This window comes from Achromobacter xylosoxidans (genome assembly GCF_014490035.1).
GTDB classification, from domain to species: Bacteria; Pseudomonadota; Gammaproteobacteria; order Burkholderiales; family Burkholderiaceae_B; genus Achromobacter; species Achromobacter bronchisepticus_A.
Window position 1 is genome coordinate 306,418 of the sequence record NZ_CP061008.1, and the last position, 20,278, is coordinate 326,695.

General features: G+C 68.0%; 22 protein-coding genes. 14 read left to right on the forward strand and 8 right to left on the reverse strand.

Annotation, left to right across the window (positions count from 1 at the left end; genetic code table 11):
• The first annotated feature begins 39 nt into the window (after positions 1 to 39).
• Positions 40 to 792 carry a carbon-nitrogen hydrolase family protein gene (locus IAG39_RS01435; RefSeq protein ID WP_223283356.1) on the forward strand — a complete coding sequence of 251 codons (753 nt, stop codon included), beginning with the start codon at positions 40 to 42 and terminating at the stop codon, positions 790 to 792.
• A 7-nt stretch (positions 793 to 799) separates the two neighbouring features.
• Here the strand turns inward: IAG39_RS01435 and IAG39_RS01440 are convergent, their stop codons facing one another.
• Positions 800 to 2,209, reverse strand: a complete 1,410-nt coding sequence (locus IAG39_RS01440; RefSeq protein ID WP_118932322.1) for an MFS transporter — start codon at positions 2,207 to 2,209, stop codon at positions 800 to 802.
• 188 nt (positions 2,210 to 2,397) lie between these two features.
• On the opposite strand from IAG39_RS01440, the gene IAG39_RS01445 reads away from it, so the two are divergent.
• Entirely contained in the window at positions 2,398 to 3,375 is a 978-nt protein-coding gene (locus IAG39_RS01445; protein ID WP_118932323.1) for a tripartite tricarboxylate transporter substrate-binding protein, read from the forward strand.
• Between the two features lie 18 nt (positions 3,376 to 3,393).
• On the opposite strand, the gene IAG39_RS01450 is transcribed toward IAG39_RS01445, so the two are convergent.
• Positions 3,394 to 4,344, reverse strand: a complete 951-nt coding sequence (locus tag IAG39_RS01450) for a LysR family transcriptional regulator (protein ID WP_118932324.1) — start codon at positions 4,342 to 4,344, stop codon at positions 3,394 to 3,396.
• Positions 4,345 to 4,473: 129 nt separating this feature from the next.
• Here IAG39_RS01450 and IAG39_RS01455 point away from each other — a divergent pair, with 129 nt between their 5' ends.
• From IAG39_RS01455 to IAG39_RS01465, 3 genes are read left to right on the forward strand one after another with little or no spacing between them, the layout of a single operon-like run.
• Entirely contained in the window at positions 4,474 to 5,454 is a 981-nt protein-coding gene (locus IAG39_RS01455; protein ID WP_059377068.1) for a Bug family tripartite tricarboxylate transporter substrate binding protein, read from the forward strand.
• A gap of 27 nt (positions 5,455 to 5,481) precedes the next feature.
• Positions 5,482 to 6,666 (forward strand): M20 aminoacylase family protein, encoded by a 1,185-nt coding sequence (locus IAG39_RS01460; protein WP_118932325.1) that lies wholly within the window; start codon positions 5,482 to 5,484, stop codon positions 6,664 to 6,666.
• A gap of 26 nt (positions 6,667 to 6,692) precedes the next feature.
• Complete coding sequence (locus IAG39_RS01465; protein WP_118932326.1) at positions 6,693 to 7,430, forward strand: phosphoribosyltransferase; 738 nt, start codon at positions 6,693 to 6,695, stop codon at positions 7,428 to 7,430.
• 19 nt (positions 7,431 to 7,449) lie between these two features.
• Here IAG39_RS01465 and IAG39_RS01470 read toward each other — a convergent pair whose 3' ends face one another.
• The 3 genes from IAG39_RS01470 to IAG39_RS01480 form a co-directional block, all read right to left on the reverse strand.
• Positions 7,450 to 9,141, reverse strand: a complete 1,692-nt coding sequence (locus IAG39_RS01470; protein ID WP_059377079.1) for an MFS transporter — start codon at positions 9,139 to 9,141, stop codon at positions 7,450 to 7,452.
• Positions 9,142 to 9,287: 146 nt separating this feature from the next.
• Complete coding sequence (locus IAG39_RS01475) at positions 9,288 to 9,632, reverse strand: hypothetical protein (protein WP_059377085.1); 345 nt, start codon at positions 9,630 to 9,632, stop codon at positions 9,288 to 9,290.
• 10 nt (positions 9,633 to 9,642) lie between these two features.
• On the reverse strand, positions 9,643 to 10,878 hold the full coding sequence (locus IAG39_RS01480; RefSeq protein ID WP_118932327.1) for a molybdopterin-dependent oxidoreductase: 1,236 nt from the start codon (positions 10,876 to 10,878) through the stop codon (positions 9,643 to 9,645).
• A gap of 124 nt (positions 10,879 to 11,002) precedes the next feature.
• On the opposite strand from IAG39_RS01480, the gene IAG39_RS01485 reads away from it, so the two are divergent.
• Positions 11,003 to 11,398, forward strand: a complete 396-nt coding sequence (locus IAG39_RS01485) for a DUF2809 domain-containing protein (protein WP_059377089.1) — start codon at positions 11,003 to 11,005, stop codon at positions 11,396 to 11,398.
• Between the two features lie 51 nt (positions 11,399 to 11,449).
• Here the strand turns inward: IAG39_RS01485 and IAG39_RS01490 are convergent, their stop codons facing one another.
• Positions 11,450 to 11,665, reverse strand: a complete 216-nt coding sequence (locus IAG39_RS01490) for a hypothetical protein (protein WP_118932353.1) — start codon at positions 11,663 to 11,665, stop codon at positions 11,450 to 11,452.
• Positions 11,666 to 11,902: 237 nt separating this feature from the next.
• Here IAG39_RS01490 and IAG39_RS01495 point away from each other — a divergent pair, with 237 nt between their 5' ends.
• From IAG39_RS01495 to IAG39_RS01510, 4 genes are all read left to right on the forward strand, one after another.
• The gene (locus IAG39_RS01495; protein WP_054455904.1) at positions 11,903 to 12,634 is read left to right on the forward strand and encodes a TenA family transcriptional regulator; all 732 of its coding nucleotides are present in this window, start codon (positions 11,903 to 11,905) and stop codon (positions 12,632 to 12,634) included.
• A 71-nt stretch (positions 12,635 to 12,705) separates the two neighbouring features.
• The gene (locus tag IAG39_RS01500) at positions 12,706 to 13,005 is read left to right on the forward strand and encodes a 2Fe-2S iron-sulfur cluster-binding protein (protein ID WP_054455328.1); all 300 of its coding nucleotides are present in this window, start codon (positions 12,706 to 12,708) and stop codon (positions 13,003 to 13,005) included.
• Positions 13,006 to 13,010: 5 nt separating this feature from the next.
• On the forward strand, positions 13,011 to 13,340 hold the full coding sequence (locus IAG39_RS01505; protein ID WP_118932328.1) for a ferredoxin: 330 nt from the start codon (positions 13,011 to 13,013) through the stop codon (positions 13,338 to 13,340).
• Positions 13,337 to 13,687: a 2Fe-2S iron-sulfur cluster-binding protein gene (locus IAG39_RS01510; RefSeq protein ID WP_041652092.1), complete on the forward strand. Its 351-nt coding sequence runs from the start codon at positions 13,337 to 13,339 to the stop codon at positions 13,685 to 13,687. Before IAG39_RS01505 ends, IAG39_RS01510 begins: the two co-directional genes overlap by 4 nt.
• Positions 13,688 to 13,783: 96 nt before the next feature.
• Here the strand turns inward: IAG39_RS01510 and IAG39_RS01515 are convergent, their stop codons facing one another.
• On the reverse strand, positions 13,784 to 14,503 hold the full coding sequence (locus IAG39_RS01515) for a GntR family transcriptional regulator (RefSeq protein ID WP_059377095.1): 720 nt from the start codon (positions 14,501 to 14,503) through the stop codon (positions 13,784 to 13,786).
• A 78-nt stretch (positions 14,504 to 14,581) separates the two neighbouring features.
• On the reverse strand, positions 14,582 to 15,325 hold the full coding sequence (locus IAG39_RS01520) for a sulfite exporter TauE/SafE family protein (protein ID WP_118932329.1): 744 nt from the start codon (positions 15,323 to 15,325) through the stop codon (positions 14,582 to 14,584).
• Between the two features lie 229 nt (positions 15,326 to 15,554).
• Between IAG39_RS01520 and IAG39_RS01525 the strand changes: the two genes are divergently transcribed.
• The 4 genes from IAG39_RS01525 to IAG39_RS01540 all read left to right on the forward strand — a co-directional run bounded on the left by IAG39_RS01525 (position 15,555) and on the right by IAG39_RS01540 (position 20,260).
• Positions 15,555 to 17,087 carry a hypothetical protein gene (locus IAG39_RS01525; protein ID WP_059377097.1) on the forward strand — a complete coding sequence of 511 codons (1,533 nt, stop codon included), beginning with the start codon at positions 15,555 to 15,557 and terminating at the stop codon, positions 17,085 to 17,087.
• Positions 17,088 to 17,261: 174 nt separating this feature from the next.
• A complete protein-coding gene (locus IAG39_RS01530; RefSeq protein ID WP_118932330.1) occupies positions 17,262 to 18,722 on the forward strand; it encodes an aldehyde dehydrogenase family protein in 1,461 nt (486 codons plus the stop codon).
• Positions 18,723 to 18,760: 38 nt separating this feature from the next.
• Positions 18,761 to 19,240 (forward strand): GlcG/HbpS family heme-binding protein, encoded by a 480-nt coding sequence (locus tag IAG39_RS01535; RefSeq protein WP_059377103.1) that lies wholly within the window; start codon positions 18,761 to 18,763, stop codon positions 19,238 to 19,240.
• Positions 19,241 to 19,252: 12 nt separating this feature from the next.
• Positions 19,253 to 20,260 (forward strand): 2Fe-2S iron-sulfur cluster-binding protein, encoded by a 1,008-nt coding sequence (locus tag IAG39_RS01540; protein WP_118932331.1) that lies wholly within the window; start codon positions 19,253 to 19,255, stop codon positions 20,258 to 20,260.
• Positions 20,261 to 20,278 lie beyond the last annotated feature (18 nt).

The following is a 20,278-nucleotide window of genomic DNA, read 5'->3' on the forward strand; positions in this document are numbered from 1 at the left end:
GGGCGCGCGCTCAACTTGGATGTGGGTATGCGGATATGCATGATGGAAGGGCCGGCTGATCTGGAGCCCAAGGGCGCGACCTGGGAAGGTATCGCCGAACGCATCGCTGAGCTGGCCCCGGATCTTCTGGTGACCAGTGAAATGCCGTTCGGGCCGTGGCTGGCCGCCGACCCGCAATACGACGCGGCCCGCGCGGCGGCGTCGGTGCGCATGCATGAGGCGGGCCTGGATGCGCTGGCGGCGCTGGGAGTGCCGGCCATCGTATCGTCGCGGCCGGTGTATGCGGGCGAACGGTTGGCCAACGAGGCGTTCGCCCTGCAGGACGGCCGCTATACCCGGTTGCACCATAAGCAATACTTCCCGGAGGAACCGGGCTATTTCGAAGCGACCTGGTTCCATGCCGCCATGGATGGGTTCGAGGTGTTCGAGGTGGGCGGCATACGCCTGGGCGTGCAGCTATGCACCGAATTGATGTTCAACGAGCGCTCGCGCGCCTACGGACGCGCGGGCGCCGAGCTGATCGTGGCGCCGCGAGCCAGCAGTGCGTCGACGCGCCGCTGGCTGACGGCGGGCGCCATGGCGGCGCTGGTGTCGGGCTGCTATGTGGTCAGCTCGAACCGCGCGGGACGCACGGCGGCGGGGCAGGTATTCGGGGGCACGGCGTTCGCGTTCCAGCCGGATGGCGAACCGCTGGCGCAAACCAGCGATACCGAATCCATCGTGGTGATCGAGGTGGATCCGGCCCGTGCGCGCGCGCAGCAGTCGTTATACCCGTGCTACGTCCGGGAATAGCGCGTTCCTAGCGCGTCGAGCTGGCCTGCGCCGGTTCGCTCGCGTCAAAGCGCAGCCGCGAAAAACTGGCGACGCAGGCCAGCGCGGCGCACACGCAACCCAGCCACAGCGCGGCGATGGCGCCGTGCGTGCTGGAAATGTTGAAGCAGGCGGCCACCAGGGCCGCGCCCGAGGCCTGGCCCAAGAGCCGCACCGTGCCTATCATGCCGCTGGCGCCGCCGGCGCGCGAGGCCGGCGCCGACATCATGATGGCGCGCAGGTTGGGCGACTGGAAGAAACCGAATCCGGCGCCGCACAGCGCCATGCGCCAGCAGAGGTCCCAGACCGAGGGCGAGGCCGGCATCAGCGCCAATGAGGCCAGGCCCAGCGCCAGCAGCGCCAACCCCACGCCGCCCAGGGCGCCGGCCGCATAGCGGTCCGACAGTCGCCCCGCTATCGGCGCCATGACCGCCACCACCACCGGCCAGGGCGTGATGAGAAAGCCGGTCTGCACCTGGCTGTAGCCGAGCGTGGCCTGCAGCAGGAACGGCAGCGACACGAAGGCCAGCGCCTGCGCCGCGAACGCGCACACGGCAGTGGCGGCGGACAGGGCGAACAAGGGCCGGCGCAATAGGTCCACTGCCAGGATGGGCGCGGGGTGGCCGGCCTGTCGGCGCATCAGCAGCCACAGGCTGGCCGCGGCGATACCCCATTCCAACGCCACGCGCGGCAAGGGAGCCGCGTGCGCCAATTCGTTCGATCCCAGCACGAACAGGCCCAGCGTCAGGGCGCACAGCGCCGCGGCCAGGCCGTCGAAGCGATGCGGCGCGCGCGCGGTCCCGGGCAGCTTGCGCAGGCCCAGCGCGAACGCCAGCAGGCCGATGGGCACGTTGATCAGGAACAGCCAGTGCCAGGATCCCAGCAGCAGGATGGCCGAGGCCACGGTCGGCCCCGCCGCGAAGGAAATGCCCACCACCATGGCGTTCAGGCCCAGGCCGCGACCCAACAGGTGCGAAGGGTAGATGAAGCGCAGCAGCGCGCCGTTGACGCTCATGACGCCGGCCGCGCCCAGGCCTTGCAGCACGCGCGCGATCACCAGCGTGGGCAAGGACGGCGCCAGGCCGCTGGCCAGCGAGGACAGGATGAAGATGGCCAGCCCCACGATGTAGACCCGCCGGTGGCCCAGAATTTCGCCCAGCGCCGCGGCCGGCAGCAGGCCCGCCACCATGGCCAGCTGATAGCCGCTGACGATCCAGATCGAGCCCGCGTCGCTGGCTTGCAGGTCGCGCGCGATGGTGGGCAGCGCCGTGTTGGCGATGGCGGTGTCCAGGCTGGCCATGCATAGCGCCAGCATGACGGCCAGGAGCGCGCCTGGGCGTTCGGCTGCCGGCAGGCCGACGCCGGCCGGATAGACAGTATGGCGGGAGAACGAGAGCATGTGCGGGACCACGGGGGCAACGCGTCCGGATAGAGGGAGAGGGCCGGAAGCTGCGATCACTGATTCTAGAACGTGTTAAGGGATCCGGCCCGCGGACCGGGTCGCGAGCTGGCTTTCCTTGCGGGGCGTTTCTCCTTATCCTGCCGCCTTGCGCGGCGGCGGGCCGCGTTTTCAAGGAGTGGTCGACTATGCAATCTGGCGTATCCCAGCACCGTCGCCGGCTCTTGCCGGCGCTCGCGCTGGGCGTTCTGGGCGCTGCGGCGGCAGGGCGTCTTGGCGCCGTGCCCCTGACTCGCATCCTGGTCGGCTTTCCGCCGGGGGGCGGGGTGGATGTGATCGCCCGCCTGTTGGCGCGGCAGTTGGAAGCCGGCCTGGGCGAAGTGGTGCTGGTCGAGAATCGCCCCGGCGCGGGAGGCTTGCTGGCGGCGCAGGAATTGCTGGCCGCGCGTCCCGATGGGCACACCCTGCTGTTCACCAACGAACACACCTTGGCCATCGTGCCGCACATCGATGCGCAGGCCGGCTTTGCGTCGCCGGATGATTTCGCGGCGGTAGCGCAGACGACCGACCAGAGCGCCATTGCGCTGGCGGTCAGGGCGGATTCGCCTTGGTTGACGCTGCAGGATCTGCGCGGATACGAAGGTCCGCTGCCGGTGGGCGTGCCGGCGCCCGGCAGTGTGCCGGAGCTGGCCGTGGAGCTGCTGGCCGAGCGTTTCGGCGTGGCGGCCACGGCAGTGTGCTATCGCGGCGGCGCGCCCTTGGTGACCGACTTGCAGGCCGGCTATCTGGCGCTGGGCCTGACATCCCTGGCTGAACTGCGGGAGCCGGTAAGCGCCGGACGGCTGCGCCTGCTCGCCATTTCGGGGCCAGGCCGCCATGCCGACCTGGCCGATGTTCCCACCTTTGCCGAGCAAGGCTTCGGAGGATTGGAGCACGGCGGCGTGGCCGGCTTGTTCGCGCCGCGCGGCGTGGCGCCCGCCCGCGTCGAGCAACTGCAGCAGCAGGTGGCGCGGGCGCTCGAATCGGAGGAGGTCCGCACGCAGCTGCGCTTGCAGGGGTCGCGGGTGAGTTTCGGCGATGCCGCCACGCTGGCGCGCAACATGAACGCGATTCATCAGGCCTGGGCCGAACGCGCCCTGGCCTGGCGTGCGCGGACGGGCGGCTGAGCGCCCGCGCCCGGCTCTCTAGGGCGTGCGGATGGCTGCGCGTTCGCGCAGCAGTTGAGCCAGTTCTGCGTGGCAGAGCCGGACCGCGGCGCGGGCCTGCTGTTCGGGGGCGCGCGCCATCAGGCAGATGCGCCGTGTGAGTTGCGGACGCTGCAGTGGCACGATGGCCAGGCCGTCCTGCCGCTGCCCTTGTGTGTACAGGCGCGAGATCAGGCCCACGCGCAAGCCCGCGCGCACCAGGCTGTAGAGCGTGTCGGTGTAATTCAGGGTGTCGGTCGCGGCCAGGTCCGAGCCCAGCTGGCGTAGCGTGGCCACGATCATTTCGTAGGTACTGCCGCGCGACAGCACGGCCAGCGGCTCGGCCTTCAGGTCCTGCCAGGTCACCGCCTGGCGCCGCGCCAGCCGGTGGGTGTCGGCCAGCACCGCGACCAGGTCGTCCTCGGCCACGAAGGCCGCGGCCACGCCGGGCGTGAGGCCGAAGTCCAGGCCCAGGCCGATGTCCAGTTCGCCATTGCCTAGCGCGGCCATGAGCTCGTCGTTGAGGTGGTCGCTGAGGATCAGCACGATTTCCGGATGGCGCAGGCGCCATTGCGCCACCACCGGCGCCAGCAAGTGCATGGTGGACGGGATGCAGCCGATGCGCACCGTGGCGGCCTGGGTATCCAGCAGGCGCTGCAGGTCTTCGGCGCCCTGCGTGTAGCTGTTGAGCAGCCATTCGATCTGCGCACGCGCGGCTTGTCCGGCGGGCGTCAGGCGCACGTGGTGGGTGCTGCGTTCGAACAGGGCCACGCCCATCAGCGTCTCCAGTTCGCGGATGGCGGCGGACAGGGCCGGCTGGCTCAGCGCCAGGGCCTCGGCGGCGCGGCTGAAACTGGCGTGGCGGGCCACTTCCTTGAAACCGCGCAGCTGGCGCAGCGTGGGCTGGCGGACGGGTGCGGCGTGGCCATCGGGAGCGGGACGCTTGGTCATAGATTTGCCTGATGAATCTATAAAAATATAGCATTTCAGTTATCACCAGGATCTGGTTAGGATGGCGCCGTCGCCCTCCTCCGCGCTGCCGGTTCCGCGCGCGCCCCTCGCTCCGATCCCGCTCCTTCCATGTTCAAACGCCTGTTCCTGTCCGTGTCCGCGCTGGCGGCCGCGCTGTGCCTTGCCCCCGCTGCCGGCGCCGACACCTGGCCGGAAGCCCGGCCCCTGACCCTGATCGTGCCGTTCAGCCCGGGCGGCAACGTCGACACCACGGCGCGCCTGGTGGCGCAGAAGCTGTCGGACCGCCTCAAGCAGTCCGTCATCGTCGACAACGTGGCGGGCGCGGGCGGCGTGCTGGGCGTGGCCAAGGCCGTGCACGCCAAGCCGGACGGCTACACGCTGGTGATGGGCTTTGACGGTCCGATCAGCGTGGCCCGGCTGATCAACTCGGCCGTGAAGTACGACGCCGAATCCGACCTGACGCCGGTGGCGCTGGTGACTACCGCGCCCGTGGTGCTGTTGGCGCGTCCGGGCCTGCCGGTGCAGAACATGGACGAGCTGATCGCGCTGGCGCGCGAGAAACCCGACACGCTGACCTACGCCTCGTCCGGCGTGGGCACCGTGCTGCATCTGGCCATGGAGGTGATGCAGGACCAGGCCCGCGTCAAGCTGGTGCACGTGCCCTATCGTGGCGGCGCGCAGATCACCAACGACGTCATGGGCGGCCAGGTGGACCTGGGCCTCCTGGTGACCACCAGCGCCACGCCGCTGGTGCAGCAGAAGAAACTGCACGCGCTGGGCGTGACGTCCGCCGCGCGCGTTGACACGCTGCCGCAGGTGCAGGCGTTTGGCGAGACGCCGGCGCTCAAGGGCTTTGAACTCAACACCTGGACCGGCGTGTTCGTGCCGGCAGGCACCGACCCCGCCGTGGTCGAGCGGCTGAACCAGGAACTGAACGCGGTGCTGCGCATGGACGAGGTGCAAAAGCGCCTGGCCGAAGGCGGCGCCATGCCCGGACAGGGCACGCCGCAGGATTTCGCCGCTTTCCTGAAGAAGGAAAAAGCCTTGTACGCGCACATCGTGAAGAGCGCCAACATCCAGCAGGAATAGGCCTGCCCCTTTGCAGGAAGCCATGCCATGAATACACCCCCCGTGCTGCCCGAGATCCAGGCCATCCAGGAAGAGATGGTGGCGCTGCGCCATCGCATCCACGCCAATCCCGAACTGGCGTATCAAGAGGTCGCCACGGCCGAGCTGGTGGCCGAAAGGCTGGCGGCCTGGGGCTACGAGGTGCATCGCGGCCTGGGCGTGACCGGCGTGGTGGGCACCTTGCGCCGCGGCAGCGGCGCGCGCCGGCTGGGCCTGCGCGCCGACATGGATGCCCTGCCCATCCATGAGACCACCGGCCTGCCCTATGCCAGCCAGAATCCCGGCAAGATGCACGCCTGCGGCCACGATGGCCATACGGCCACGTTGCTGGCCGCGGCCCGCGCGCTGGCCGAACGCGGCCGTTTCGACGGCACCGTGCACCTGATCTTCCAGCCGGCCGAGGAAGGCCATGGCGGCGCGCAGAAGATGATTGCCGACGGCCTGTTCGAACGCTTTCCGTGCGACGCCGTCTACAGCTTTCACAACGAGCCGGGTTATCCGGCCGGCCATTTCGGCTTCCGCTCCGGCGTGATGTACAGCTCGTCCGACACGGTGATCCTGACCGTCAGCGGCGTGGGCGGCCATGGGGCCATGCCGCACGTGGCGGTGGACCCCATCGTGGCGGCGGCCAGCATCGTGCTGGCCCTGCAGACCATCGTCTCGCGCGAGATCGATCCCAACGACATGGCGGTGGTGACCATAGGCGCCATCCATGGCGGCGACGCGCCCAACGTGATTCCGAAGACGGTGGAGCTGCGCCTGACGGTGCGCGCGCGCCGCCCTGAAACGCGCGCGCTGCTGCGCGAACGCATCACGGCGATCGCCACCGCGCAGGCCGCGGTGCACCGCGCCAGCGTCCAGGTGGACTATCGCTGGCGCTATCCGCCGGTGGTCAATGACCGTGATGCCACGCAGTTCGCGGCCGAGGTGGCGCGCGGCTGGCTGGGCGAAGGCCTGCTGATCCCCGACCTGGAGCCGCTGCAAGCCAGCGACGATTTCGCCTTCATGCTGGAACAGGTGCCTGGCAGCTATTTCATCGTTGGCAATGGCGAGGGCGAAGGCGGCTGCATGGTGCACAACCCCGACTACGATTTCAACGACGGCATCCTGCCGGTCACGGCCAGCTACTGGGTGACGCTGGCGGAAGCCTATCTGGCCGCCGGCGCGCGCTGACCGGCCGCCGCTACTTTCCGCGACGCATGACTGCCTCACACGACCTGACCACCGCCGGCGCGCCTGCCTTCGACGCCACCACCGACTACTGGCAGGAGATCGTCAGCGCCGATGCGCTGACGCTGCCGGCAGACCCGCCCTATTCCCGCGGCTATCCCGCGCGGCTGCCCGACGGCCGCTATCTGGTGCTGCCGCTGCGCGGCGTGCCCGGCGACCCTGACCGCTGCGTGGCCTCGCTGATCGCCAACCATGCCAGCCTGGAAGTGGTGGACGCACTGGCCGGCTTCATGGCCGAGCGCGCGCGCGTCTTCGAGGCCGAGGTGGTCGTGGGCCTGCCGACGCTGGGCCTCGCTTTCGCGCCCATGGTGGCGCGCGGCCTGGGGTTCACGCGCTATGTGCCCTTCGGCTATTCGCGCAAGTACTGGTACGACGAACGCCTGGCCGTGCCGGTGCAGTCGCTGACCACGCCGGACGCCGGCAAGCTGCTGTACGTGGATCCGAATCTGGCGGGCAGCCTGGCGGGGCGCCGCGTGCTGGTGGTGGACGACGCCGTCAGCACGGGGCAGACGATGCTGTCCGCGCTGGAACTGCTGGCGCGCTGCGGCGCGGAAGTGGCGGGCATCGTCGTGGCCATGTGCCAGGGCGAGCGCTGGCGCGAGCGGCTGGTGGATGCGCAGGGCGCGCCGATATCGGTGGCCTGCGCGTTCGAGTCGCCGCGCATGCGCCGCACGGCCGCGGGCTGGGTGCCGGAAACGGCCGCCTGAAGTACGGCGGCGCGGGCGCCTACAGGGATTCCGGATCGCGGCGCAGCGAGAAACCCTGCGCTTCGTTCATGGCCAGGTAGCTGACGTTGCGCGACACCACCGGCGGCTTGTCGCCGGCGTGCAGCGCGCGCACCTTGTCCAGCACCATCTTGTCCTCCAGCGTCATGCGGTCGATCATGCGCAGGTATTGCATCCAGCTTTCCACCAGGAAGACCTCGCGCCAGACGCCCTCGCGCTCCAGGTCGCGGAACAGTTGCCATTGCTGCGCCCCGTTGCGCAGCCGCATGAGGCGCAGCGGGTGCGTCGCGCCGATCAGCGCGGACAGCTTTTCCTTTTCGATCAGGTACTCCACGGCGACCAGCACCGCGCCGTGCTGCGTGTTGAAGCCTACCGCGGCCATCGCCGGCTCGGTGGTGTCGGCCCGCGCCAGCGACGTGGTGTCCAGATGTTCGGGCAGCCGCGAGCGGTACATCAGCGCGACGGTGATGCCCAGCATGATGCCGGCGGTGGCCAGGGCGCCGGAAACGCCCATGGTGCCGGCGAAATGGCCCCACATGAAGGAGCCCGCCGCCAGCCCGCCGAAGATGGCCGTCTGGTACAGCGCCAGCGCGCGCGCCTTGACCCAGTCCGGCACCAGCATCTGGACGGTGGTGTTATAGGTGGCCAGCACGCCGATCCAGCAGCTGCCTGACAGCAGCAACGCGGGAAATGCCACCCACAGGGTGCCGGTCAGGCCCAGCGCCAGCAGGCATGCGGCCAGCAGGCCCGCCGCGGCGCTGATCAGGCCGCTCGCGCCCCAGGCGGCCTGCACCCGGCGTACGACGGCGCTGCCGAGGATGGCGCCCAGGCCCAGCGCGCCCAGCATGTAGCCGTACAGCAGGGCGCTGCCGCCTTCATGTTCGTGCGCCAGCAGCGGCAGCAAGGCCCACAGCGCGCTGGCGGACAGGCCGAAGGCGAATGACCGCAGCATCACCACGCGCGTGACGGTGGAGTGCTGGGTGTAGCGCAGCGCCGCCACCACGCCTTCCAGGATGCCTTCGGGCGGCAGGCGGCGCAGCGGCAGGTCGCGCTTCCAGCGCCAGATCGCCCAGATCAGGCCGCCGTAGCAGAAGCAGTTCAGCAGGAACACCCAGGGCGCGCCCATGGCGCCCAGCAGCAGGCCGCCGATGGCCGGGCCGACCGCGCGCGCCACGTTGAAGTTGACGCTGTTCAGCAGCACCGCGCTGCCGACGTGGGCGCGCGGGACCTGTTCGCCCACCGCGGCCTGCCAGGCCGGCGTGACGATAGCGCTGCCGATGGCGATGCAGAACACCGACGCGATCAGCGTGATGGGATGCAGCAGGCCGGCAAAGGCCAGGATGGTGATGAAGACGCCGCCTGTCAGCTCCAGCAGCATGCCGGTCAGCATGACCTTGCGGCGGTCGTAGTTGTCGGCCAGCACGCCAGTCAGGATGGACAGCGCCACCAGCGGGAAGGCGGCGGCCACCTGGATCATGGCGACCATCAGCGGGCTGCTCTGTTCGGTGGTGATTATCCACGCGGCAGCGACGGATTGCGCCCAGGTGCCCAGGTTGGCGAACAGATTGGCGATCCAGATGATGCGGAAGGCCGGAAACGCGAAGGGGGATAGCGTGCTGACCTGCAGCACGGGGGCGGGAGCGGCGGGTGCGTCCGCGGGCAGATCGGTGTTGGCCGAAACGGGTTGCAGCATGGAGTTCTTCCGGCGCGCCGGGTAGGCGCTCCTGTCGGACGTGGTCTGGGTCGGGTAATGGTACGCCTAAGCCAGCGGTCGATGGGAGCGCGCGCGCCACCGCGGGGCGGCCGCGCGCCGCCCCGGGGGCTGCTGCCAGGGGCCGCCTATTGCTTGGCGGCCGGGGCCGGCGCAGGGGCCGGCGGATAGGCCTGGTTCAGGTATTCCACGATCAGCGGCACCTGGTCGGCGGGAATGGGGGCGCCGTAGGTGCCCACCATCTTCTTGACCTCTGCGTCCCAGAAGCCCAGGGGCATGGGCGGCTGCGACGATACATAGTCCACCGAATGGCACATCAGGCACAGGGCCGCATGCTGGGCCCCCGCGCCCGTGCCGGGATGCAGGGTGGCGGTTTCCTGGGGCAGCTTGATCTCCAGGGCCTGGGCGGCCGGGGCCAAACAGGCGAGGCCCAGCGCGAGCGCCGGCAGGCAGCGACGGAAATGGCGGTTCATGGCGCTCTCCTCAGGCGGCGGTGACGCGGACGGCTTCGACCACGTTGCGCATGTAGCCGGCCGGGTTCCACAGCGGGTCCAGCGGCTGGGTTTCGCCGGCCGTGTTGGTGGCGCGGACCTTCAGCATGTAGTCGCCGGCGGCCTTGGGCGTGAAATCGGCGTGCCATTCGCGGAAGGAGTAGCGGCCCAGGTCGCGGCCCAGTTTGGCGGCCTGCCAGGTCTTGCCGCCGTCCGACGAGAACTGGACCTCGCGTATGCCCTTGCCGCCGTCGAAGGCGATGCCGCGCACCTGCACCGGCTTGCCGCGGGCGACGCGCGCGCCCTCTGCGAGGCTGGTGATGAAGCTGCGCACGTTGTAGCGGCCGATGGGGCGTGTTTTTTCCGGCGCCTTGCCCGGGGGCGTGCAGGCGCAATCGTTGTCGGGAATGCGGTAGGCCTTCTGCATCCAGAAGCCGTCGAACTCCTTATCCAGCACCTTGATGTCGGCCAGGTGCTTGACCCAATAGGTGCCGTAGTACCCCGGCACCACCAGGCGCACGGGATAGCCGTTGAGCATGGGCAGGTCGGCGCCGTTCATGGCATAGGCCAGCATGACCTCGCCGTCCAGCGCATGGGCGGCGTCCAGCGCCTTGACGAATTCCGGCGTGCCGGGCAGCACCGGGCGGTCCATGCCCTCGAACGTCACCTGGCGCGCGCCGGCGCGGATGCCGGCTTTCTCCAGCACGCGCTTGAGCGGGATGCCCAGCCAGCGGGCATTGCCCATGGCGCCGTTGCCCGACTGCCCGCCGCCCACGCGCGGCGCGAAGAAGCCGCGGCTGTTGCCCGAGCACTGGGTGACGGCCACCAGCTCCACCGGTTTGCCGAATTGCTGCTTCAGATCGGCCAGCGACAGCTCCAGCGGCTTGTCCACCAGCCCGCTGACCTTGATGCGGTAGGTGTTCAGGTCGATGGCGGTGGGAATATTGCCCAGGTGGTAGCGCACGAAGAACGCGTCATTTGGCGTGATGATGTTTTCATTGAAGACCGCGAACGGCGTTTCCAGCTGCGGCGGGCGCGAGGTCTGGCGGATCAGGGGCCGCTTCTGCGGATAGGCGATCAGGTCGCGCTCGCCGTTGGCGAACGGCAGGGTGACGGTGGCCGGCGCCGCCAGGCTGGTCAGCGCATGGCCGGCCAGCGTGCCGGTGGCGCCCAGCGTACAGGCCTGGCGCAGGAAGCGCCGGCGCCCATTCGGGTCGAATGTGCTCATCTTGGTGTCTCCTCGTTCTTGTCAGCGCCCTGCCCCGGCGCGTTCAGACGAGCCTACGCGCGGTGGCCTGACAAATGCGTTAACGTCCGCGCTGCCCGTTTCAATTTCCGCGTTTTCCGCACCGATGATCCTGACCTTCAACAAGCGCGCCTTTGCCGCGCTGCTGGCCGTAACCGCGCTGGAAGCGCTGATCGCCACCCTGGGCGCGCCTTATCCCCTGTTGCGGGGCTTCGTGGGCGACGTGGTGGCGGTGGGCTGGGCCTATCTGGTGTATCGCAGCTTCATCCGCGCGGACGTGCTGCCGCTGGCGCTGGCCGCGCTGTTCACCGGCTACGCGGTGGAACTGGGGCAGTACCTGGCCCGGCATTTCGGCTGGCGGCTGGAGCAGCCGGTATTGCGCGTGATCCTGGGCAGCGTGCCCGACTGGTGGGACATGCTGGCCTATACGCTGGGATTCTTCCTGGTGCTGGCGCTGGCCGCCTGGAACCGGCGGCGGGACGCCGCGCTGCGCGGCGCCTAGGCGCTTTTCATCTTTCTGCCCGGCCGAACGCGCCGGACCTCCAACCGGGAATCAGCCTGCCTGGCAGACCGGCGCGTCGTCGTGCGCGCGCGCGGCGGGCTTGGTCGCGCGCAGCGGCTGCAAGCGGGCGTTGCGAAACGGCGCGAAGAGCTCGGCCCAGGACGAAGGAAACAGCGGCGTGGCGTGGCGTACGGCATCGCGACGGGCGTAATGCGTCAGCAGTTGTTGACCGATCGGGGCGTCTCCCAGGGGATGGCGGGTATTCATGGTATTTCCGTATTGCATTGAAAGTGTATTCATTGTACCAGCGTACACGCATTCCGGCCAACCCCCGCCTGCACACGCCAAGTCATTGATCCATAAAGACTGTCCCTGTTTATTGGGCAACATCTGGCCGATCTCCGGGATTGCCCTAGCAGTTCAAAATAGTAGACGGTATACAATGTGCATCATGCCCGGGCTTAGACCAGCCTGGAGTCTTCACCACTGGACCTGGAGCGCGTCATGGCTGAACTGATGAACCGAGATGAATTCCGTACCGCGTTGGAAAACGCGATCAAGGGCAAGAGCGCCAACGCTTCGCCCTTTTCCATCGCCTGGGCAGAAGGCAAGCTCAGCCGCCAGCATCTGCAGCGCTGGGCCGAGAACCACTACCACTACGTGGGCCCGTTCGCTGACTACCTGGGCTACCTGTACGCACGCACGCCTGATTCCTACACCGAGGCCAAGGACTTCCTGCTGGCCAATATGTATGAAGAGGAAATCGGCGGCGACCGCCACACGGACCTGCTGATCCGTTTTGCCGAAGCCTGCGGCACCACGCGCGAACGCGTCACCAACCCCGACAACATGTCGCCCACCACCCGCGCCCTGCAGAGCTGGTGCTACGCCGTGGCCATGCGCGAGGATCCCATCGTGGCGGTGGCCGGGTTGGTGGTGGGCCTGGAATCGCAAGTGCCGTCCATCTACCGCAAGCAGACGCCGACTCTGCGCGAGAAGTACGGCTTCACCGACGAGGAAGTGGAGTTCTTCGACCTGCATATCGTGTCCGACGAAATCCACGGCGAACGCGGCTACCAGATCGTGCTGGAGCACGCCAACACGGTGGACCTGCAACAGCGCTGCCTGAAGATCTGCGAGATCGGCGCGCAGATGCGGCTGCTGTACACGACCGCGCTCTACACCGACTACGTGCAGCAGGAAATCACGCTGCCTGAACTGGGCCTTGCCGCCTGAGCACACCGCAAGACCGTCTGGCGCTGCGCGCCGGACGGCCGCGGCCCCGCAGAACCCAGAGCAGAAAATCCATGCCTACCATCGTGTTTCATAAGGGCGGCCAGACCTACACCGACGTGGTGAAGGACAACACCAACCTGGTGGTGCGGGCCGGCATCAAGCAGTTTCCGTATCCGCATCTGCGCTACGAATGCGGCATGGGCAAGTGCGCCAAGTGCGCCTGCCGCGTGCTGGCCGGGGCCGAGCATTTGCCGCCGGTCAACTGGAAGGAAAAGAAGCAGCTGGGCGAACGCATCGACCAGGGCTACCGGCTGGCGTGCCAGCTCTGGCTCACCAGCGACATCGAGCTGGTCCAGGACGTGGAGGCATAGCGGCCATGGACCCGGTGTACGTCATATTGACCACCAAGCCCGGCGTGTTCCGCACGGAAGCCGACGACGGCGCGGTGGATATCCTTGAAACCTACGATTACGCGTTCTACGGCCGCGCGCTGGCCGTCTACCGCATCGCCCGCCTGCATGGCGAAACCAAGCTCATCGTCACCGAGGAAACGCCGCCCTACGTGGTGAATCGCGTGCCTTCCAAATTCCTGGAGAAGTTCGCGTCAGTGGAAGCGGCCCGCAAGGAACTGGCTCACCTGACGCGCTTCGGCAGCATGGAATCGACCTTGACGCTGCGCCCGGGCGCGGTCGCCGCGGAGCACTGAACAACATGGTCCAGATCACATTCATCTCCAATGGCGGCCTGGTCGCCACGGCGCCCGAGAACAGCAATCTGTTGCGCGTGTCGCTCAAGGAAAAAGGCGGCATTCCCTTCAAGTGCGGCGGCGGCCTGTGCGGCACCTGCAAGTGCCGCATCGAGGAAGGGCTGGAAAACACCGACGCCATCAAACCGAAGGAGCGCAAGCACCTGCGTCCGGAAGACTTCGAGGCCGGCTACCGCATGGCCTGCCAGACCTTCGTCAATGGCGACGTGAAGGTCTCGTGGGTGATCCAGAATGGCAAGGGCGTGGTGGTCGGCGCGGCGTCCGATCCGGTGGAAGCAGCGACCTGAGGGCTGCTGCTCGCGGGCTGCAAGGCCGCGGCCGGCAGCCGAGGCCCCTGGCCGCGCGGCCGTCGCGGCGCTGTCAGCTTCTGGCGTGTCGCCGGGTCAGGCCACCGACGCGTGCGGCTGCTGCTGCGCTTCCGTATAGGCCTTGGCGGCGTTGTGCACGTGCTGGCTGGCCAGCAGCGCGGCCAGGTCGCCGTTGCCGGCGATGACGGCATTGAGGATCTGGGAATGCTCATCCCAGTTCTGCTTGGCGCGCAGCATGTTGCTGGGCGCGAACAGCAGCGCGGTGCGATCGCGCAGCGAACGCATCAGGTCGGTCAGCACCACGTTGCCGCCGATGGTCGCCAGCATTTCATGGAACTGGGAATTCAGCGCCAGGAACTTGTCCAGCTGTTCGCTGCGCGCGGCTTCCGTGCCTTCGCGCAGGAAGGCTTGCAGGCGTTCCACGGTTTTCTCATCGCGGCGCTGCGCCGCGAGCTTGGCGTTCAGGCCTTCCAGCGTGGCGCGCACTTCCACCATGTCGTAGGCGACCGCGTCGGACAGTACCGACACGGACGCGCCGCGGCGCGGCTCGATGGTCACCAGGCCTTCGGCGGCCAGGGCGCGCAGCGCTTCGCGCACCGGGATGCGCGACACGCCCATTTCTTCGGACAGGCGGCCTTCGACCAGGCGGTCGCCGGGCGTGAACTCGCCGCTGAGGATGCGCTCGCGCAGCTTGTCGCGGATGACGGCAAACAACTGCGGATGCTGCTCGCCGATCTTCAGCGAGGCGGAATGCTGCGTTGCTGCGGCTTGCGGGCTGACGGGTGAGGTTGTCATGGCGAGCAGGTTTGGCGTAATGGATACAGTCTCCATTGTATTACCGGGTGTAGCTGCATGGCTTGGCGGGGCGCCGCATCAGTGTCCCCAAAAAGCCTTGGCCAGCACGCCCAGCGCGCCCAAGGCGCATACCGCCAGCAGCACGCTGCGCACCGCGCGCGGCGGCAGGCGGTGGCGCAGCCGGTTGGAGACCGCAAAACCGGCCAGCAGGAAAGGCGCCAGGCTGAGCGCCAGCCCGGCGTGATAGCCCGTATACCGCTTGGCCCATGCCAGCATGGCCAGCGAGAAGATCGATCCCAGGAACAGCACCATGCCCAGCGTGGCGCGCAGGCGCGGCGGCGCCGCGTGCTGCATCACGATGGCGATGGGCGGTGCGCCCACCGAGGTCATGGTGCCCATGATGCCAGAGGCCACGCCCGCGCCGGACACGCGTCCCGGCGTGGCGGAAAAGTGCAGGCCGGCCGCGCTCAGCGCCACGGCCACCAGGATCAGGGCGGCGAACAGCACCCCCAACGCCTGCGGCGCGAAGCGCGTCATGGCGTAGATCGCGATCAATGTGCCGACGGCGCGGCCCGCCAGCGCGTAGGACACCGAAGGCCAGTCGATGGCGGCCCGCTCGCGCAACGCGGTCAACAGCGAAATGAAACCGCCCAGCGTCAAGAGCGGCCCCGGCGCCAGTTGCGGGAAGAACATGGCCGCCACCGGCGCGGCGAACATGGCGAAGCCCACGCCGCCCACGCCCTGTGCGATCGCGGCGCCGAACACCACGGCGGCCATGGTGGCGTACTGGAGGAGATCGGGGTACGGCAGGGAGGATGTCATGCCCGGCTTAATCGTTACTATGTATACGATAGTCTATCCAGGATTTTTCTGAATTTCATGAGATGCTGCAAAAACTAGGGTAATCCCCTGATTTTTAGGCGTTATTCATGGGTTTTTCAGAATTATCGCTTTCCCTAGGCGCTGCATATTTTGATTGGTATGGCTACAAACGAAATATAGTATACCGAATGTGGCGCCATAACAGCCACGCATACAAGGGGAATAGCACATGCAAGCGGACGTAGTGCTCAACGCTGCTCATTGGATGTACCTGATCAGCGTGGCCGCCATCATCCTGACGATGATTCTGCGGGCCAACGTGGTGGTGCCGTCGGTGATCGGCACCTTTCTGGTGGTGCTTGCCATCACGGGCAATCCGATCAGCGCCCTGATCGGCATTTTCTCGGCCAGCTTCGTGGCTGCGAAGGAGCTGTTCAACATCTTCCTGGTGATCACCTTCATGACGGCGCTGCTCAACGCGCTGAAAACCCTGCAGGCGGACGTGCGCATGGTGCAGCCGTTTCGCCGCGTCATGCGGGGCGGACATTCGTCCTTTCTGATCATCGCTCTCTGTACTTATGTGATCTCGCTGTTCTTCTGGCCCACGCCTGCGGTGCCGCTGGTGTCGGCCATCCTGCTGCCCGCTGCCATCGCGGCGGGCCTGCCGCCCTTGGCGGGCGCCATGGCCATCGCCATCGCCGGACAGGGCATGGCGCTGTCCTCGGACTACGTGATCGGCGTGGCGCCCAGCATCAGCGCCAAGGCCGCCGGGGCGGCGGTCAGCGCCGCCGTGGTCGCGGACCGCGCGCTGGTGCTGTCGCTCATCACCGGCGGGGTCGCGCTGGTGGCGGCCTACCTGCTGATCCGCAAGCACATCGTGCCGGCCGACGCCGGGCTCCTGTCCGCCTGGCAGGCACGGGCGCAGGACGGCAGCCTGGCCCGCATCGAGCAGTCCGGCTCGTTCGACAAGGCCGAGCTGGCCCGCGGCACCATGGGTGCGGACCCCGCGCTACCCAGCGGCCCGGCCCTGAGCGACGAAGAGCGTCGCCGCGTGCGCTGGTCCAAGACCTTTGCCGTCGTGACGCCGCTGGCCTTTCTGGCCGTGATCGCGGTCATGGTGCTGCCGCGCCTGTTCCCGTCCCTGCCCGCGCTGCGCGGCGGCGACGCGGCGGCGCTGGTGGGCGGGGTGGCCTTTGTTGTGATGATGCTGGTGACCCTGGCCGCGGAAGGCCCGCGCAAGATGCTGGACGTCTGTCCGGAGCACGTCACCGACGGCTTCGTGTTCGCCTTCAAGGCCATGGGCTCGGTGTTGCCGATCGCGGGCTTCTTCTTCGTGGGCGCCAATGAGACCGCCGCGCAGATCCTGGGCGTGCCGCAAGCGCAGGCGCCGGGCCTGCTGTTCGAAGTGATTTCCGCCGGCCAGCACCTGATTCCCGAAAACCATTTCCTGGTGGCCTTTGGCGTGCTGCTGGTCGGCATGATTACCGGCATCGACGGTTCAGGCTTCGCGGGCCTGCCTCTGACCGGCACCCTGTCCGGCGCCCTGGGGCCGGTGGTGGGTGTGGACCCGGCGACGCTGGCGGCGGTGGGGCAGATGGGCGCGGTCTGGACGGGCGGGGGCACGCTGATCGCCTGGTCCTCGCTCATCGCGGTGGCGGGCTTTGCGCGGGTCAACGTGCTGTCGCTGGTGCGCGCCCTGCTGTTGCCGGTGCTGCTGGCGCTATTCGTTTCGACGATCTGCGCCGTGCTGATCTGGAGCTGATACCTGTATGTGGTGCTGCTTTGGGGTCCCTGCGGGGACCCTTTTTTCCAGGGGGGCCGCCCTGAAGCAGGGGTTTACACGTATCGATCCATATTGATTAAAGTATACAATGTTCATAAGCCAACCCGCCCAGGCAATCGCGGCCAGCCGGGCGCAGATTAAGGAAGAGCTCCCGTGGACGACCTCTCGCAGCAAACATTCCTGAACCACATCGGCGGCAGCTGGGTGCCCAGCGGCACCGGCAAGACGGCGCCCAACATCAACCCGGCCGACACCAGCGATATCGTGGGCCGTTTCCAGGTGTCGGACGCGGAAGACGCCCGCCAGGCGGTGGCGTCCGCCGAAGCCGCCTTCGCCGGCTGGCGCGATACCCCGATTTCCAAGCGCGCCGCCATCCTGTTCCGCGCGGCCCAGTATCTGGAAGACCACGCCAACGACATCGCCCGCGAACTGACTCGGGAAGAGGGCAAGAGCCTGAACCTGGCCAAGGACGAGGTGCTGCGTTCGGCGCAGACGATCCGCTTCTACGCCGTGGAGGGGCAGTCCTTCACGGGCGAGACCTATCCCAACGACGACCCGGACATGGTGGTCTACAGCCAGCGCGAGCCGCTGGGGGTGGTGACGGTGATTTCCCCCTGGAACTTCCCCATCTCCATTCCCGCCCGCAAGATCGCCCCGGCGCTCATCACGGGCAATACCGTGGTGTTCAAGCCCTCGTCCGACGCGCCCATGTCGGGCTACCGCCTGACCGAAGCCTTCGTCCAAGCCGGCCTGCCGGCCGGGGTGCTGAACTTTCTGACCGGCCCGGCCGGCGCGGTGGGCGAGGCAATTACCGGCGCGCGCGCGGTGCGGGCCATTTCCTTTACCGGCTCCACTGCCGCAGGCGAACAGATCCACCGGACCGCGGGCCTGACCACCCGTACGCAGATGGAGTTGGGCGGCAAGAACCCCCTGATCGTGCTGGCGGACGCCGACCTGGACCGCGCCGTGGACCTGGCGGTGAAGGGCGGCTTTTCGCTCAGCGGCCAGGCCTGCACCGGTACCAGCCGGGTGCTGGTGGACAAGCGCGTGCGCCAGGCCTACACCGACAAGCTGCTGGTCCGCATCAAGGCGCTGACCATCGGCAACGGCCTGGACGGCAACTTCGACCTGGGGCCGCTGGCCACGGCCAAGCAGCTGGACAACGTGCTGGGCTATGTAGCGGCAGGCAAGCAGGAAGCCACCCACCTGTACGGCGGCGACCGCCTGACGGGCGCCGGGTTCGAGCGCGGCTATTACGTGTCGCCGGCGCTCTTCACCGACGTCACGCAGCAGATGCGCATCGCCCGCGAAGAGATCTTCGGCCCGGTGATCGCGCTGATCGAAGTGGACGGCTACGAAGACGCCATCGCCAAGGCCAACGACACCGAATACGGCCTGTCGGCCGCCATCGCCACCACCGATGCGCGCTATGCGCACCGCTTCGCCCGCGACATCCAGGCCGGCACGGTGAAGATCAACCGGACCACCACCGGCAACCTGATCAATGCGCCGTTCGGCGGGCTCAAGCATTCCAGCACCTCCACGTTCCGCGAATCGGGGCGGGTGGGCCTGGAGTTCTACACGCAGATCAAGACCGTCTACCGCGCCGGCTGAGGCCGCGGCTCCCAATCGCAAGCAGAAGAGGTATCCCCATGAAGCAGGTCTATCGTCTGGAACTGGAAGAAGCGCGCGTGATGGTCCGCGCGGCCATCGCAAAATCCGAGGAAATCGGCGTGCTGGAGTCGATCTGCATCGTCGACGACGGCGGCTATCCCATCGCCCTGGAGCGCATGGACGGCGCCCGCATCACCGGCCCGCAGATCGCCTGGAACAAGGCCTTTACCGCCGCCGGGCACAAGCGTTCCACCCATCTGTTCAACACTCCGCCCAACGGTCCGGCGCTGCCTGGCAACGAGGCCTTCGGCATCCAGTGGAGCTTTGACGGCAAGTTCGCCGTGTTCGTCGGCGGCTTTCCCATCGTGGTGAACAACGAGGTGATCGGGGGCGTGGGCCTGAGCGGCGGCAACGGCGAACAGGACACCAAGGCCGGCCTGGCCGCGCTTGCCGCGCTGGCGGCGCTGCTGGAGCCGCGCGGCATGAAAGTGCTGGTCGAGGCGGATATCAAGAAATAAGCGAGGCCGGCCATGGCATACCGCGTGCACATCCTGCAAACCGACGAATCGTTCCAGGTCGAAGAAGGCGAATCCGTACTGCAGGCCGCCGAGCGCTCGGCGGTGAAGCTGCCGCACGAGTGCACCTTCGGCGGCTGCGGCACCTGCCGCATCAAGCTGGAGTCCGGCGCCGTGGAGTATGAAGAGTTCCCCATGGCCCTGACGCCCGAAGAAGCGGCCGAAGGCTACGCGCTGGCCTGCCAGGCCCGGCCGCTGGGCGATCTCTGCATCAGCGTGGCCAGCAGCCGGCAGTCGTTTCCCGAACCGCGCCGCCTGCCCGCCACCATCCACCGCATCGAACGGTATTGCGACGACGTCATCCACCTGACGCTGGCGCTGCCCGAAGCGGGCCTGGAGTATGTGCCGGGCCAGTACATGAACGTGGTGCTGCCCGACGGCGAGACGCGCAGCTTTTCCATGGCTTCGGCGCCCGCCGGCAACCTGGTGGATTTCCACGTGCGCCGCATTCCAGGCGGCCGCTACACCGACCAGTGGCTGGGCCAGGCGCAAGCCGGCGCCGGCATGGAGATCGAAGCGCCGCTGGGCGTGTTCAGCTACCACGAGGAAGACTGGCGGCCGCTCATCATGATGGCTACCGGCACGGGCATCGCGCCGATCAAGGCCATCCTGGAATCGCTGCTGGACAACGAGGACTGCCCGCCCGTCACGCTCTACTGGGGCATGCGCACCGAGGCCGACCTCTACCTGCGCGACGTAATCGAAAGCTGGGCAGGGCGGCTGTACGAATTCAACTTCGTGCCGGTGCTGTCGCGCGCGGGCGCGGACTGGCAGGGCCGGCGCGGCCACGTGCAGCAGGCGGTCCTGGAAGACCACCAGGATCTGTCCGAGCACGCCTTCTACCTGTGCGGCGCGCCTGACATGATCCACCAAGCCAAGAGCCTGCTGGCCGCGCGCGGCGCCAGCCTGGACCACATGTATTCCGACAGCTTTACCTTCCAGCACGCGCTGGCCGCCGCCTGAACGGCCGCGCCTGCCGGA